The sequence below is a fragment of the Halomonas sp. ALS9 genome (assembly GCF_001651035.1).
Lineage (GTDB): Bacteria > Pseudomonadota > Gammaproteobacteria > Pseudomonadales > Halomonadaceae > Vreelandella.
In genome coordinates, this window is sequence record NZ_LXRG01000065.1 from 341,064 (window position 1) to 354,693 (window position 13,630).

12 protein-coding genes and 1 pseudogene are annotated in these 13,630 nt (G+C 53.7%); 7 read left to right on the forward strand and 6 right to left on the reverse strand.

Features of this window, described 5'->3' with window-relative positions; translation table 11 throughout:
- Positions 1–84: 84 nt before the first annotated feature.
- Entirely contained in the window at positions 85–1,419 is a 1,335-nt protein-coding gene (locus A6R74_RS05820; RefSeq protein ID WP_064233508.1) for an MATE family efflux transporter, read from the forward strand.
- Here the strand turns inward: A6R74_RS05820 and A6R74_RS05825 are convergent.
- From A6R74_RS05825 to A6R74_RS05840, 4 genes and pseudogenes are all read right to left on the reverse strand, one after another.
- Positions 1,416–2,900, reverse strand: a complete 1,485-nt coding sequence (locus A6R74_RS05825; protein WP_064233509.1) for a hypothetical protein — start codon at positions 2,898–2,900, stop codon at positions 1,416–1,418. The two genes, A6R74_RS05820 and A6R74_RS05825, sit on opposite strands and share 4 nt — an antisense overlap.
- Positions 2,901–3,069: 169 nt before the next feature.
- Entirely contained in the window at positions 3,070–4,260 is a 1,191-nt protein-coding gene (locus tag A6R74_RS05830) for an amino acid aminotransferase (RefSeq protein WP_064233510.1), read from the reverse strand.
- Positions 4,261–4,599 (reverse strand): annotated as a pseudogene (locus A6R74_RS05835) (4a-hydroxytetrahydrobiopterin dehydratase).
- A 30-nt stretch (positions 4,600–4,629) separates the two neighbouring features.
- A complete protein-coding gene (locus tag A6R74_RS05840; RefSeq protein WP_064233511.1) occupies positions 4,630–5,532 on the reverse strand; it encodes a GGDEF domain-containing protein in 903 nt (300 codons plus the stop codon).
- Between the two features lie 245 nt (positions 5,533–5,777).
- On the opposite strand from A6R74_RS05840, the gene cobA reads away from it, so the two are divergent.
- The 4 genes from cobA to dcd all read left to right on the forward strand — a co-directional run bounded on the left by cobA (position 5,778) and on the right by dcd (position 9,591).
- The gene (gene cobA / locus A6R74_RS05845; protein WP_064233583.1) at positions 5,778–6,599 is read left to right on the forward strand and encodes a uroporphyrinogen-III C-methyltransferase; all 822 of its coding nucleotides are present in this window, start codon (positions 5,778–5,780) and stop codon (positions 6,597–6,599) included.
- Between the two features lie 205 nt (positions 6,600–6,804).
- Positions 6,805–8,037, forward strand: coding sequence for a hypothetical protein (locus A6R74_RS05850; protein ID WP_064233512.1), 1,233 nt, complete (start codon positions 6,805–6,807; stop codon positions 8,035–8,037).
- Positions 8,038–8,212: 175 nt separating this feature from the next.
- Entirely contained in the window at positions 8,213–9,013 is an 801-nt protein-coding gene (gene apbC / locus A6R74_RS05855; RefSeq protein ID WP_064233513.1) for an iron-sulfur cluster carrier protein ApbC, read from the forward strand.
- Between the two features lie 11 nt (positions 9,014–9,024).
- Positions 9,025–9,591, forward strand: a complete 567-nt coding sequence (gene dcd / locus A6R74_RS05860) for a dCTP deaminase (protein WP_040481325.1) — start codon at positions 9,025–9,027, stop codon at positions 9,589–9,591.
- Positions 9,592–9,674: 83 nt separating this feature from the next.
- On the opposite strand, the gene purN is transcribed toward dcd, so the two are convergent.
- Both purN and purM read right to left on the reverse strand, forming a co-directional pair.
- On the reverse strand, positions 9,675–10,430 hold the full coding sequence (gene purN, locus A6R74_RS05865) for a phosphoribosylglycinamide formyltransferase (protein WP_064233514.1): 756 nt from the start codon (positions 10,428–10,430) through the stop codon (positions 9,675–9,677).
- Positions 10,427–11,494 (reverse strand): phosphoribosylformylglycinamidine cyclo-ligase, encoded by a 1,068-nt coding sequence (gene purM, locus A6R74_RS05870; RefSeq protein WP_064233515.1) that lies wholly within the window; start codon positions 11,492–11,494, stop codon positions 10,427–10,429. Before purM ends, purN begins: the two co-directional genes overlap by 4 nt.
- A gap of 265 nt (positions 11,495–11,759) precedes the next feature.
- On the opposite strand from purM, the gene A6R74_RS05875 reads away from it, so the two are divergent.
- A complete protein-coding gene (locus tag A6R74_RS05875) occupies positions 11,760–12,887 on the forward strand; it encodes an AI-2E family transporter (protein WP_064233516.1) in 1,128 nt (375 codons plus the stop codon).
- Positions 12,884–13,591 carry a DnaA regulatory inactivator Hda gene (hda, locus tag A6R74_RS05880; RefSeq protein WP_064233517.1) on the forward strand — a complete coding sequence of 236 codons (708 nt, stop codon included), beginning with the start codon at positions 12,884–12,886 and terminating at the stop codon, positions 13,589–13,591. Before A6R74_RS05875 ends, hda begins: the two co-directional genes overlap by 4 nt.
- The last annotated feature ends 39 nt before the right edge of the window (positions 13,592–13,630 follow it).

Genomic DNA, 13,630 nt, shown 5'->3' on the forward strand with positions numbered 1-13,630 from the left:
TTAGTTAAACGCCATCACCCCGCTAGGGGTGATGGCGTTTTTGCGTTTAAGGTGAATGAAAGGAGAGTTGACTTGGCAATTGTTATGCAACAACGCGAGTTGGCAATAACCCTATGGCGCCAAACATGGCCAATGGCCATTGGGGTATTGGCGCTATTGGGTTTTCAACTTGTTGATAGTGCGTTTATTGCCCGCCTGGGTACCGCACAGCTAGCCGCCCAGTCGTTCACCTTTCCGCTGTCCTTTCTGATTATCGGCATTCAGGTGGGCATGGGCATTGCCATTGCTGCGCTTATTTCCCGGGCATTAGGCGCAGGGGAAGGTGATCGGGCTAGGCGCTTAAGCAGTTTGGTGTTAATGGCTGGCGGCGGGGTGATCGGTCTATTGGCGATCGCTTTATGGCTATTCCACGTGCCAATTTTTCAACTACTGGGGGCGGATCAAACCACACTCTCGTATATCCGCATTTATTGGGGCCCGCAGCTGCTATCAGCTTGGCTGGGGGCACTGCTCTATTTTAGCTATAGCGTCTTTCGCGCCCATGGGGACACCCGTTTACCGGGCAAGATGATGGTGCTGAGTAGCCTCGTTAACCTTGCGCTCGACCCTCTGCTGATTTTTGGGGTAGGCGATTGGCAGGGCTGGGGATTGCCGGGTGCTGCCTGGGCAACCGCGATTGCCTTTTCCGTGGGGCTGTTGGTGACCTCGCGCAAATTGCTCAAACGCCAGTGGGCATCGCAACAGGGACTGTGGTTAGAAGCACAACAGTCGTGGCGGCCGTTTGCTGGCATTGCGGCTCCCGCTATGGTCAGCCAACTAATGCCACCCTTGGCGGCGATGCTGGCTATTTCTGTGGTGGCGGGCCTGGGTGAAAGTGAAGTAGCGGCCTGGGGCTTGGCGAGCCGTTTGGAAACGCTCTCGCTGATGGTGATTCTGGCCATGACCATGTCGCTGCCACCGTGGTTAGGACGCTGCTACGGCGCCGGTGATTGGGGGCAGATACAGCAGCTGATGCGTTTGGCGGTCAAGGTCGCGCTAGCTTGGCAGCTAGGCCTTGGCGTGGTGCTAGCGTTAGGGGCTCCCTGGCTAGCCATGGCCTTAGCGGGTAACCCTGACGTGCAAAGCGAGCTCACGCTGCTGATTCGCTTTTTACTCCCCAGCTACGCAGCGCTGGGCGTTTGTATGCTAGTGGTTTCGGCGGGGAATGCCTTAGGTTGGCCGCTGCGAGCGATGCTGCTATCCAGCGCTCGGCTGTTTATTTGCTATTTACCCTGCCTATGGCTGGGCTCGCAGTTATTCGGTTGGTGGGGGCTGGCGGCGGGCGCCGCCGTGGGTAACCTGCTGGCGGGCTTTATGGCGTGGCAAGTTATGCGACGTATTTTGTCCCGCCCGCATCGGCAGGCGGGATTCGTCAATTAACGCAGTCGACCTGCTTCTTGAAAAGAGAAGTAGATAAACAGTAGTGCCATACCCAGGTAGCCCATCACGAACTCAGGGGCGGCATTGGGCGATAGCTCCGGGGCATGCATCAGCCCAACGAAGGAAAAGCCTGCGGCAATGGCCGCGAAGGCGGCCGCGCGCCGGAACTGGTGGTCAATCACCGACACGGTCATAGCACCGAGCAGAATGGCCATAAACATGGCCCCTTGGCCCATCACCACAATGGCGCTGGAAATGTCTGTGACGACCTCGCCCGCCCCGCGGTTAAAGCGCGTCATTACGTAGTTGGCGAAGTAGGGCAGCATGGCCAGCGCCACAGCGGGGTAGTAGCGCGTGTCGTTGGCTTGAAAGGCGGTGGCAATCATCGACATACCGACAAACACCAGGATGGGTGCGACCACCGAAACGGGAATAATCGCGGCCAAGGCGGCGATTAAGCCGAACATGGTCGCCAGCGCATATACCGCGCCGTTGAGCAGGCTGTAGCCGCGGCCTGCGCCCATCCACTTGGCCCCCACGGTGGCAATATAGACCGTGGTAGGAAACACGCCGCCAAATAGGGCACCAATCATAGTTCCTGCGCCATCCACTGCCTGACACTCGCGGACATCGTACTTATCGCCCGCGGCTTCCATCGCCTCCACATTATTCATCGTCTCAATAGCGTTATAGAGCGTGATTGGCAGCACCACGGTAAGTACCGCTAGCATACTGGTGAGCAGTAACCCCAGCCCTTCAAACCAGGCCAGATTGGGAAGCAGCGGATAAAAACCCAAGTGGGTAAATGCATCGCTGAAGCGCTCGGTACCGGCATCGCCAATCAAATAGGCCATGGCGGTGCCGACGATGATGGCGAAGAGCGAGGTGGGTAGCTTAAACGGCATGCTCACTCTAGCAACCAGACCCACAATAATGATCGCTAACACCAGCAGACCAATAATCGGCATTTCCAGGGTTTTGAACAGCATTTCACCGGCGATAAAGGTCAGGGCGACACCGGCAACGGCGCCCAGCATGGCAGCACGCGGCAGGTGATACTGCACCCAGCGGCCAATCACGCTGATGGCGGCTTCGATGGCGCCGCTGATAAAGCAGGCGGCCACCGCTACTTTCCAGGCCATTTCTGCATCACCGGTGAGCTGTTTGGCGGGTAGCAGTACGCCGAACAAGAACACAAACATGACCGGTGTTGAAATGCCGTAAGAGAGCGCCGTGACATCGGCACGGTTCTCTTTGCGTGCCAGCCTTGCCGCGCTCCACGCGTAGTAGAAGTTGCCCACCATTACCGCTACCGCAGCACCCGGAAGCACCTGGCCGTATACAATAGAGGAGGGAAAGCCCATGCCCAGCATCGTGATCGCGATAATCACAAAGTTGGCAATGTTATTTTGAAACAGAGCGAAGAACGCGTCGGTGTCTTCTTTTTTGTACCAGGGGTAGTGGGTGCTGGCAGCCGCCATATTAGGCCTCTTGATTATGGTGTGTTGTATACAAGGCAATACTGAGTGTGCCTAAGAGTTGACTAATCGGTCAAGCGCCCGGTACTCAAAAACGTTCAGCACACAAAAACGCCCAGGAAGGCCTGGGCGTTTGTAGTGCGGTAGTACTTGTTAAGTGCTCGGACGCTACCTAGTCGTTGACAGCGGCGATCGCTTTAGCCAAGTAGGGCAGGTTCTCCTGGGAGAAGCCCGCTACGTTGGCGCGACCCGAGCGCACCATGTAGATGCCAAACTCATCGCGCAGACGATCTACCTGTTCCGGGGTTAAGCCGGTGTAGGAAAACATACCGCGCTGCTCTGCTACGCAGGCGTATTTCTCATCCAGCCCGTAGGGCTTCAGCGCTTCAACGAAATCGCGACGCAGAGTATTAATACGATCACGCATTTCGGTGAGCTCTTCACGCCATAGCGCGGTCAGTTCGGCGTCGTGGAGAATCTCGCTGACGATAGCGCTGCCGTGAGCAGGCGGGTTTGAGTAGTTTTCCCGGGCAACAATCGCGACCTGGGAACGAATGTTACCCATCTGCTCGCTGTCTTTTGCGACCATGATCAAGCAGCCGGTACGCTCGCAGTAAATACCGAAGTTCTTGGAGCAGGAACTGGTGATGATCGCCTCACCCAGGTTTTCCGCCATTAGACGAACGCCATAAGCGTCCTCATCCAGACCTTCGCCGAAGCCCTGATAAGCAAAGTCGATCAGCGGCAGTAGCTTGCGTTCACGGACAATTTCCAGCACTTCCTGCCACTGGTCGTGGGAAAGATCAAACCCGGTAGGATTGTGGCAGCAGGCGTGAAGTACCACTACATCGCCTTGTGGAATGCTTTTTAGCGCTGTTCGCATACCGTCAAAATCGAGACGATTGTCAGGATCAACGTAAGGATACTTGTGCAGCTCAATACCCGCCGCGGTGAAAATACCGTGGTGGTTGGGCCACGTTGGGTCGCTTACCCAGATACCTTTGCCCGGCAACTGTGAGGAAATGAAGTCGGCTGCTAGACGCAGGGCGCCTGTACCGCCAGGTGACTGGGTAGCGCTGGCACGATTGGCTTTCAATACAGGTGACTCGGCGCCAAACACCATGGGAAGGACTACTTCACCGTAGCTGGGCGCTCCGTGAGAACCAATATAGGTTTTCGTCGTTTCATTCTTGAGCAGACGAGCTTCTGCTTCCTTAACGGCGCGCATAACCGGCGTATTGCCTTGGGTATCGCGGTAAACACCAACACCTAAGTCCACCTTTTGCGGATTGGTATCTTTTTTGAAAGCTTCGATCAGCCCGAGAATGGCGTCTCCTGGGACTCGCTCAATATGCTCAAACATTTAGTTGGCTACCTCGTCGGTTCTGGCGGCAAGAATGAAATCATTAAGATGCAGGCCTTTGATAGCGTGAGACTACCACGTGACGGTGGCTTTGCCCCACTCAGTCATGATAACGGGGTGATGGCCCGCCTGCTCTGCAATATCGCCAACGCGTTGGGTAAAGGCCAATGCGCTAGCAAAGTCACGGAATTTAAAACGTCGCGACAGCTTCATGATGCCATCGTGCTCGACAATCTGCCACTGGCTGAGGCTTTTTAGCCGCTCTTGGGCTTCATCTTTGCTTAGCGGCTGAGCATTTTTGCGGCAAGGTTCGCAAATAGCGTCGGCTAGCGTGGTCATCGTTTTCCTCCTGCGCTGTGGCATTTACTTTTAGCGTAGATGGCAAACGCAGTCGCGACCAACGTCTTTAGCGCTATATAGCGCTTGGTCGGCGCGCTCAATCAAACTGGTGAGGGGTTCTCCACAGCGATACTCGGCAACCCCAATGCTTAGCGTCACCTGGCCCGGCCCCATACCAAAGTCGCGTACACTGATGGCTTGGCGTAAGCGGTCAGCAAGTGCATGGCATTGCTGCAGCGGTGTGAGCGGCAGCACGACCATAAACTCTTCTCCTCCCAGCCGGGCAATCATGTCTTCACACCGCAGTAGCGATTGGGCGTGAGTTGCCAGCTGTTTAAGAACGTCATCGCCATGCAGATGGCCCCAGCGATCGTTAAGGCGTTTAAAATGATCGATATCGATCATCATGATGGAGAGCGGAGTGCCGTGACGGGTGCTCAATGATGCAACATGGGTTAAGTGCATCATCAGTTTGCGCCGATTGGGCAGTTGGGTCAGAGGGTCTGTGTCGCATAGCTTACGCAGTCGCTGCTCTTCGCCAACCTGATCGCTAATGTCCATCATTATGCCGTTCCACTGAACACCGTCGGCAACGGGCTTTGGCTGGGCGCTAACCGCAATCCAGTGAGGTTTTTGTTTTGGAAATGGTAGCCGAAAGCGCGTAGTGAGAGGCAGCATCCAGCGCGCCGAGCGTTCGATCGCCGACATTATCTTTGGGTGGTCGTTGCCGGTCAGTTGCTCAACCAGCTGGCCAGCATTTTGCGCGAGCAGGTCGCGGTCAATATGTTTAAGAGCCGCGCCGCCGCCCTCTAAATAGGGGAACCGCATATGGCCATTGCGAGCGCGGTGAAACTGAAAGATAACGCCGGGTATGTGAGCAACAAGGTGGTCTGCACTGACTCGCTCGGGTGCGTCTATATCATTCACGGGCATGCGTGAATCTCCAAACATATGCCAATTTGAATTCGATCGTGAAGATTAGCCCTAAATACGTAATCAGGATGTAAGCCATTGCAGACAAAATGGCTATTATCTATATTTTTTTAGAATATATATGTTCTATTTTTATATATATTCGATTGTATTCTAAGCAACAGGCAAGGCGTTATTGGCTTTTAGTGGTAAAATTAATTACTTTTTTGCATATCAAAAACTTTTTTTATTCCTGGGGTGGTTTCTTGGAAGCAGGACGAGAGCAAACGTCTCAGCCATACGGCTTGGTAAGTTTAGTGGGCGCAGGGCCTGGCGATCCGGAGTTGTTAACGCTAAAAGCGTATAAGCGCCTTCAGTCCGCTGAAGTGGTGTTGTATGACCGCTTGGTTAGCGATGAAATCGTCGCCTTTATTCCCACGCAGGCACAGCGCTTTTATGTGGGCAAAGCACGCTCGCTGCACAGCGTTCCCCAAGAGGGCATCAATCAAGCGCTAGTCAAATGGGCTCAGCAAGGTAAGCGCGTTGTGCGCTTGAAAGGCGGCGACCCGTTTATTTTTGGCCGTGGTGGAGAAGAGCTTGAAGCGCTGGTGGCGGCGAAAGTGAGCGTGGAAGTGATTCCTGGTGTAACAGCGGCATCAGGCTGTGCGGCGTATGCCGGTATTCCTTTAACCCATCGCGATCACGCTCAGTCGGTGCGCTTTGTTACCGGCCACTTGCAGCAGGGTGAGTGTGAGCTTGACTGGGATGCGTTAGCACGGCCAGGGCAAACCCTGGTGTTTTATATGGGGTTAGGCAGCGTTAGAGTGATTAGCCAAGCATTGGTTAAGCACGGTTTAGCGCCAGACACGCCGCTGGCATTAATTGAGCAGGGGACAACTCGCCAACAGCTTACCCATGTAGGTACGCTGTATGCACTGCCCGATACTTTCTTGGCGGGCCACATTAAACCGCCTACGCTGCTAATTGTGGGTAGCGTAGTGTCGCTGCATACCACCCTGGATTGGTTCGATGCGCTTAGTGGAGAGGCTTCGGGCTTTCATGAGGGAAAGCATCCCTCTTCAGACTAAAATGATAAATATCTTTGCTTGGTTGGTAACACTGCGGCAACATTTATACACGATTTTGCAAACAGACTGGCTAGATACTGCGAGCTGTGTATGCTGAAGGGGGAGATCATTCACGGTTAGCGCATTTTCCACGTACTTGATTATCGTCAGTTCGGATAAACGTTAGCTTGGACAAACGTTAGCTTAGACCATAGAGGAAAGCATAATGTCGGAAGCAAACCACTCGGATCACCAGTCGCCAGCCAACAAGCCACAGCCGGCTAAAAAGTCGGACATGAAAACCCTCTTCCAAGATAACCGGGTAAAAGCCATTGCTGGTATCGCAGCTATTGCGGTTATTTGGGCGATTATGGCGCAGTCTAATGCAAGCTCCCGCCAGGATCGCGTGGATAGCTTAGAAGAGCAGCTCGCCAGCGCTGAGCAAGAAAATAACCAAATGAGCCAGCGTGTCAGCGAAATCGAGGAAGCTGAAACCAATTTAGCCGCGCTGCAGGAGGAGATGGCATCTCTAGAAGCGCAGCAGCAAGAGGCCCGCTCGTCACTTGAGAGCGCCGAGGGCAATGTCAGTGATGTAGAGTCTCGTTTAGCAGAGCTTGAGTCTGAGCGAGATGCGTTGGAAGAAGAAATTGCCACTCTTAATGAACAGGTAGCTACCGCTGAGAGCGAGATGGGCTCACTGCGTGAGGAACGCGACGAGATTACCAGTACTCGTGATGAAGCGGAGAGCGCCCTCCAGCAAGTTGAAGAAGCACGTACGAGCGCTGAAGAAGCCCGTCAGGAGGCTGAAGCCGCCCGTCAGGAAGCTGAGCAGCAGCGTCAGCAAGCGGTTGAAGAGCTGGGGGCCACTCAAGAAGAGTTATCTTCGCTTGAAGAACAGATTAGCCAAGCTAACGAACAGCTAAGCGGCTTGGAGGAGGAAATTTCCTCTGCCCAAAGCGAGCTAGATGAGCTAAAAAATGAACGCGACTCACTCACCAGTGAACGTGATGAACTGCAGAATAATGTTGATTCTCTGACAGCACTGCGCGAAGAGGAAGAGCAAAGCTTAAGCCAGGTGCGCAGTGAACTGGATGACGTTATGGTCGCTCTGGATATGGGGCGTGAAGAGGTGGCCAGCGTCGAGAGTGACATCGAACAGCGTGAAAATCAGTTGGAGCGTTTGGAGAACCAGTTAAGCGAATGGCGCGATGAACTGTCGACTCTCGACAGCCGTTTGGCCGATGCAGAGCAGTCTGCGGCTGAGGCCACTTCGTCTTCACAGGACAGCTCTTCACAGAATGGCTCTTCACAGAACGGCGGTTCTGAACAGTCTTCAACAGAGGGGAGTTCAACAGAGGAGAGTTCCTCAGATCAAGGTTCTTCAAGTGAAAGCTCTTCGAGTGAGAGCGCCAACGACAGTGATGGCGGCAGTGAAGAGTCGCAGCAAAACGCTGGCTAATAGTAGGCTAGAAGGTAATGCGCTAACGCACCTTTCGCGTTAGCAAAATGAGGGCGGATGACGGGGAACCGGCATCCGCCCTCTTGTTGTTGGTTTATGATTGGGGCTACGAGGCGTATCATTCACTCAAATCTTAATGCAGTTGTTAACAGCATAAAACGAGGAGTGCCATTGAATGGATGGGGTTAAGCATATTATTGCAGTGGCATCGGGCAAAGGGGGCGTGGGGAAATCCACTGTCACCGTGAACTTGGCGTTAGCGTTGGCGGCACAGGGCTATCGCGTGGGTGTCCTAGATGCTGATATCTATGGGCCCAGCCAGGCGCAAATGCTCGGTGTTAAAGAGGGCGTGCGCCCTCAGGCGGCAGGCAATGACAAATTCCTTCCGCTCCAGGCCCATGGCATTCAGGCCATGTCGATGGCGTTTATGGTTAATACCCGTGAGCCAATGGTATGGCGTGGGCCGATGGTGGTAGGCGCATTCCAGCAGATGCTGACGCAGACTCAATGGGATAATCTCGATTTTCTATTGATCGACATGCCCCCAGGTACTGGCGATATCCAGCTGACCTTGGCCCAGAAAGTGCCGGTGGCAGGCGCGGTGATTGTGACTACCCCACAGGACATTGCACTGTTAGATGCCCGTAAAGGGATCGAAATGTTCCGTAAGGTTAACGTGCCAGTGCTTGGCGTTGTTGAAAATATGAGCCTTTACCATTGCGAAAATTGCGGTCATGAGGCGGCGATTTTTGGCACTGGCGGTGGCGATAGCATCGCTCAGGAGTACGATACGCAAGTGCTTGGACGACTACCGCTGACGCTTTCCATCCGAGAGCTGACTGATTCGGGACGCCCAAGCGTCGTTTCTGAGCCTGAGGGGGCGGTAAGTCAGACTTTTGCGGCTATCGCTAAAAAAGTCGCTGAAGCGGTTAGCGCGAATCAAGGCGACGGCCCAACTATTTCTTTTAGTGAGTGATAACGAAATAAATGAGTATCAAATCTGATAATTGGATTCGTCGCATGGCCAAAAGCGACGCGATGATCGAGCCCTTTGAAGCCGAGCAAGTGCGCTATGTAAATGAGCAGCGCGTGATTTCTTACGGTACCTCAAGCTACGGCTATGACGTGCGCTGCTCAGATGAATTCAAAGTCTTTACCAATATTCACTCCGCTATTGTTGATCCCAAAGCGTTTGATGCGAAAAGCTTTGTCGATATTAAAGGCGACGTATGCATTATTCCGCCTAACTCGTTTGCCCTGGCGCGCACGGTGGAGTACTTCCGTATTCCCCGTAACGTGCTGACTATCTGCTTGGGTAAATCCACTTACGCGCGCTGTGGCATTATTGTTAACGTGACACCGCTGGAGCCCGAGTGGGAAGGCCACGTGACCTTGGAATTCTCTAATACCACCAATCTGCCGGCGAAAATCTATGCCCATGAGGGTGTGGCGCAGATGCTGTTCCTAGAGTCCGATGAAGTGTGCGAAACGTCGTATAAAGACCGCGGCGGGAAGTATATGGGGCAGCGTGGCGTTACTCTGCCGCGTACCTAGCCCTAGGTAATGCATTGCTACAAAAAGCGCCTTACTGGAAAACCGTAAGGCGCTTTTTTAATGCTTACTACGAAGATGATGTGCTAGTCCGGCGACTCTTCGTCGAGCTCCTCATCAAGCTCTTCTGCAGCGTCGGCGTGGGCAAGCCGCATACCGTGTTCTGGCAGCAGATGACCATCCATTTTGGCGCCTTCGGCGCTGAACTGTAGCCTGCCTTCCAAAAACCACTGCACCGCAATCGGGTAGATCAGATGCTCCCGGGCGCGAACCTTCTCTTGCAGTGTTTCAGCGCTATCATCAGCGCTGACCAGCAGCTCCGCCTGCAGTACCACCGGGCCACCGTCCAGCTCTTCAGTGACGAAGTGAACGCTACAGCCATGGCTGGCAACACCGTCTGCCAAGGCGCGGGCGTGGGTGTTAAGCCCTTGGTAAGCTGGCAGCAGCGAAGGGTGGATGTTCAGCATCCGTCCCAGAAAGCGCTGCACAAAACGAGGTGTCAAAATGCGCATGAAGCCGGCGAGGACGATCAGATCTGGCTCGTGGCGCTCAATGACCTTGATTAAGGCGCCGTCATAAGCTTCGCGACTATCGTATTCCCGGTGGGGTAGGGCAACCGCTTCAATGCCTGCTTCATGGGCACGCTTCAAGCCATAGGCGTCAGCGATATTGGAAATGACCGCGACAATCTCACCACCGCCTAATCGGTCATGGGACTGAGCATCAATCAGGGCCTGCAGATTGCTACCACTGCCTGAAATAAGCACTACAATACGTCGCGCACCGAGGGGCTCCGGCGTTACATCTTTAATAGTATCGCTCTGGTAGTCCGTATTGGTCATGCCGAGAGGTTCTCCAGAATAACGGCGTCCCCTTGGCGTTTAACGATCTGACCTAGACGATAAACGGATTCGCCTTCGGCTTCCAGATGCGCCACAGCCTGCTCTGCTTGATGTTGCGGCACTACAACGACCATGCCAATACCGCAATTAAGTACGCGGTGCATTTCGGTTTCATTCACGTTGCCGTGAGCCTGCAGCCAGTCAAACACAGCGGGGCGCTGCCAGCTGGCAATATCGATATGCGCAGCGAGGTTGTCGGGCAGCACGCGGGGAATGTTTTCAAGCAAGCCGCCGCCAGTAATGTGCGATAACGCGTGTACAGCAATATCGCTGCCGCGCATTAAGGAGAGCAGTGATTTTACATAGATGCGGGTAGGTGCCATCAGCGCATCGCCGAGGGTTTTGCCGTCGATGTCGGTCTCTAGCGAAGCATTGCTGACCTCGAGTATTTTACGAATCAGCGAGTAGCCATTGGAGTGTGGTCCAGATGACGCCAGCCCTAAGATTACATCACCTTCGGCCACTTTACTGCCATCTAAAATATCGGCTTTTTCAACCACGCCCACGCAAAAGCCCGCTAAATCGTAGTCACTGCCTTCGTACATGCCCGGCATTTCGGCAGTTTCGCCGCCTACGAGAGCGCAGCCAGCCAGTTCGCAACCAGCGCCAATGCCGGTAACAACGTCAGCAGCAATATCCACATCTAGCTTACCCGTGGCATAGTAGTCGAGAAATAGTAGCGGTTCGGCGCCAGCCACGATGAGATCGTTGACACACATAGCGACCAAGTCAATACCGATGGTGTCGTGCTTGCCAAGATCCATCGCCAGGCGCAGCTTGGTGCCGACGCCATCGGTGCCTGAGACAAGTACGGGCTGCCGGTAGCCCGCTGGTATTTCGCATAGCGCGCCAAAACCGCCAAGGCCGCCCATTACTTCTGGGCGAGTAGTGCGTTTGGCAACATGTTTAATGCGGTCAACTAAGGCGTTACCGGCATCAATATCGACGCCGGCGTCCTTATAGCTGAGAGAAGGAGTAGCCGAAGAAGAGGAAGTCTCGGTCATGACAGATCCTGTGAAGCAAATAGCGGTGCTGGTAGTGCTGGCGACGAGGCCAGTGCTAGACGATAACTGGAGCGGATTGTAACACTCAGCGGCGCAGGCCGCACCGCTGTCGCACATGATGAAAAGCTTACGAGCGAGTTTCGCCAATATGCGGCATAGTAGTGATGAGTAAAAATAGTAGTAATGAGTAAAAACAGTAGTGGTAAGTAAAAATAGTAACGATAAGTGAAACTGGTCAGATTCAATCCACGTTTGAGAGGAAACTATGCGGAATTCTTGGTGGGGTGTCCTATTTTTGGTGGTGATAGGCGGCTTGATCTATTTGTTAGACGCGGTGCTGATGCCTTTTATTGCTGGGATGATACTCGCTTACTTAGCTGATCCGCTGGCTAACCGTTTCCAACGCTGGGGCATGAATCGGCCGTTCGCGGTAAGTAGCGTGTTTTTAGTACTGTTGATCGTGCTTGTGGCGAGTTTGTTGATACTAATACCGCTTCTTGTTCAACAGCTTAAGCAGCTGGGCGAGGCAATCCCCGGTATCTTCAATTGGGTAGAAAATACCCTCGCTCCCCAGGTACAAGAGTGGACGGGTTATGACCTCACCGCAGAGTTAACCAATGCGCGTGAGACGCTGGTCGAAAACTGGCGCGATGCAGGTGGCTACCTAGCCCAGGCGCTTGGTCAAATAGGCCGTTCTGGCATGGCCTTTGCGTCTTGGATCACCTATGTAGCACTGATTCCTGTGGTTACCTTCTATTTGCTGTTGGATTGGAACCGGCTGCTGACCAATATCGCTAATCTCATACCACGCCAGTGGGCGGACGATACCTTCCGGCTAGCGCGTCGCTGCGATGAGGTGCTGTCGTCGTTTTTACGTGGACAACTGCTGGTGATGCTCTGTCTAGGGATTATTTATGCAGTGGGTTTAACGCTGATGGGGCTTAATTTTGGCCTGTTGATTGGCTTTGTGTCTGGGTTAGTAAGCATCGTGCCGTTCTTGGGCTTTATTGTCGGCTTGGTGATAGCGCTTGTTGTTGCACTGTTCCAATACGCTACCTGGTGGGCAGTACTCGGGGTCATCTTGGTATTTAGCATTGGTCAAATGGCCGAGAGCGTGATTCTACAGCCTAAATTATTGGGCGATAAAATTGGCCTGCACCCGGTCGCGGTTATATTTGCCGTACTGGCGGGCGGCAATCTGTTTGGGTTAACCGGTGTGCTGCTGGCACTTCCGGTTGCTGCGGTTATCCTGGTGCTACTCAAGGAAGTTAAAGTTCGCTATCAGGACAGCGAGCTTTACGATGATCATAATGCTGATAATCATACAATAATCGAGGTCAGTTCTTCGCACCATGATGAGCTGGGACGTCGTGATGAACGGGAGTCACCATGAGCCGAATGCCGGCACAGCTTCCCTTGGGAATTGGTCTGCGTGATGACGCGACCTTCGACAACTACTATGTGGCGCGATCAAATAAACCGCTGGTAGAGCACCTTACCCAGCAGCTTACTTCAGAGGGAGAACAGTTTCTCTTTTTGTGGGGTTCGCCAGGGGTGGGGCGAAGCCACCTGCTTCAGGCGGCGTGCCATGCAGCGTCAGATGCCGATAAACGCGCGCTTTACTTGCCGCTGAATGACTTGGGCCACTTTCCACCATTAATGCTGGAAGACATTGAGCGCTTGGATCTTGTCGCCATTGATGACCTGGAGTGCGTGATGGGGCGCAAGCGCTGGGAGGAAGCGCTGTTTCATGCTTTTAACCGGCTAAGAGATGCGGGGAAAAAATTAGTCATCGCCGCCAGTGCCTCTCCGCGACAGCTAAACGTGGTGCTACCTGATTTGGCTTCGCGCCTGGCCTGGGGAGTCACTTTTCATGTTCATCCCTTAGAGGATGATGACGAACGTTTGGCAGCGCTAAAGCTGCGCGCCAGCGTGAGAGGTATGCAATTGCCTGATGACGTTGGGCGCTATATTTTGCACCGTGGTCCTCGCGAGTTAGGTGAGCTTTGCCGCGCCGTGGAAACCCTGGATAAAGCATCGCTATCAGCCAAGCGTAAATTGACGATTCCGTTTGTGAAATCCGCCCTCGGTTGGTAAAGCCGCTGGTAAAATAGGCTAAAGATAGTAACTAAAACG

What these genes read in the sequence shown, in the direction of transcription:
- A6R74_RS05820 (WP_064233508.1), top strand. Translation starts at nt 85, where the DNA reads ATGCAACAACGCGAGTTGGCAATAACCCTATGGCGCCAAACATGGCCA.
- A6R74_RS05825 (WP_064233509.1), bottom strand. Translation starts at nt 2,900, where the DNA reads ATGGCGGCTGCCAGCACCCACTACCCCTGGTACAAAAAAGAAGACACC.
- A6R74_RS05830 (WP_064233510.1), bottom strand. Translation starts at nt 4,260, where the DNA reads ATGTTTGAGCATATTGAGCGAGTCCCAGGAGACGCCATTCTCGGGCTG.
- A6R74_RS05840 (WP_064233511.1), bottom strand. Translation starts at nt 5,532, where the DNA reads ATGCCCGTGAATGATATAGACGCACCCGAGCGAGTCAGTGCAGACCAC.
- A6R74_RS05850 (WP_064233512.1), top strand. Translation starts at nt 6,805, where the DNA reads ATGTCGGAAGCAAACCACTCGGATCACCAGTCGCCAGCCAACAAGCCA.
- apbC (WP_064233513.1), top strand. Translation starts at nt 8,213, where the DNA reads ATGGATGGGGTTAAGCATATTATTGCAGTGGCATCGGGCAAAGGGGGC.
- dcd (WP_040481325.1), top strand. Translation starts at nt 9,025, where the DNA reads ATGAGTATCAAATCTGATAATTGGATTCGTCGCATGGCCAAAAGCGAC.
- purN (WP_064233514.1), bottom strand. Translation starts at nt 10,430, where the DNA reads ATGACCAATACGGACTACCAGAGCGATACTATTAAAGATGTAACGCCG.
- purM (WP_064233515.1), bottom strand. Translation starts at nt 11,494, where the DNA reads ATGACCGAGACTTCCTCTTCTTCGGCTACTCCTTCTCTCAGCTATAAG.
- A6R74_RS05875 (WP_064233516.1), top strand. Translation starts at nt 11,760, where the DNA reads ATGCGGAATTCTTGGTGGGGTGTCCTATTTTTGGTGGTGATAGGCGGC.
- hda (WP_064233517.1), top strand. Translation starts at nt 12,884, where the DNA reads ATGAGCCGAATGCCGGCACAGCTTCCCTTGGGAATTGGTCTGCGTGAT.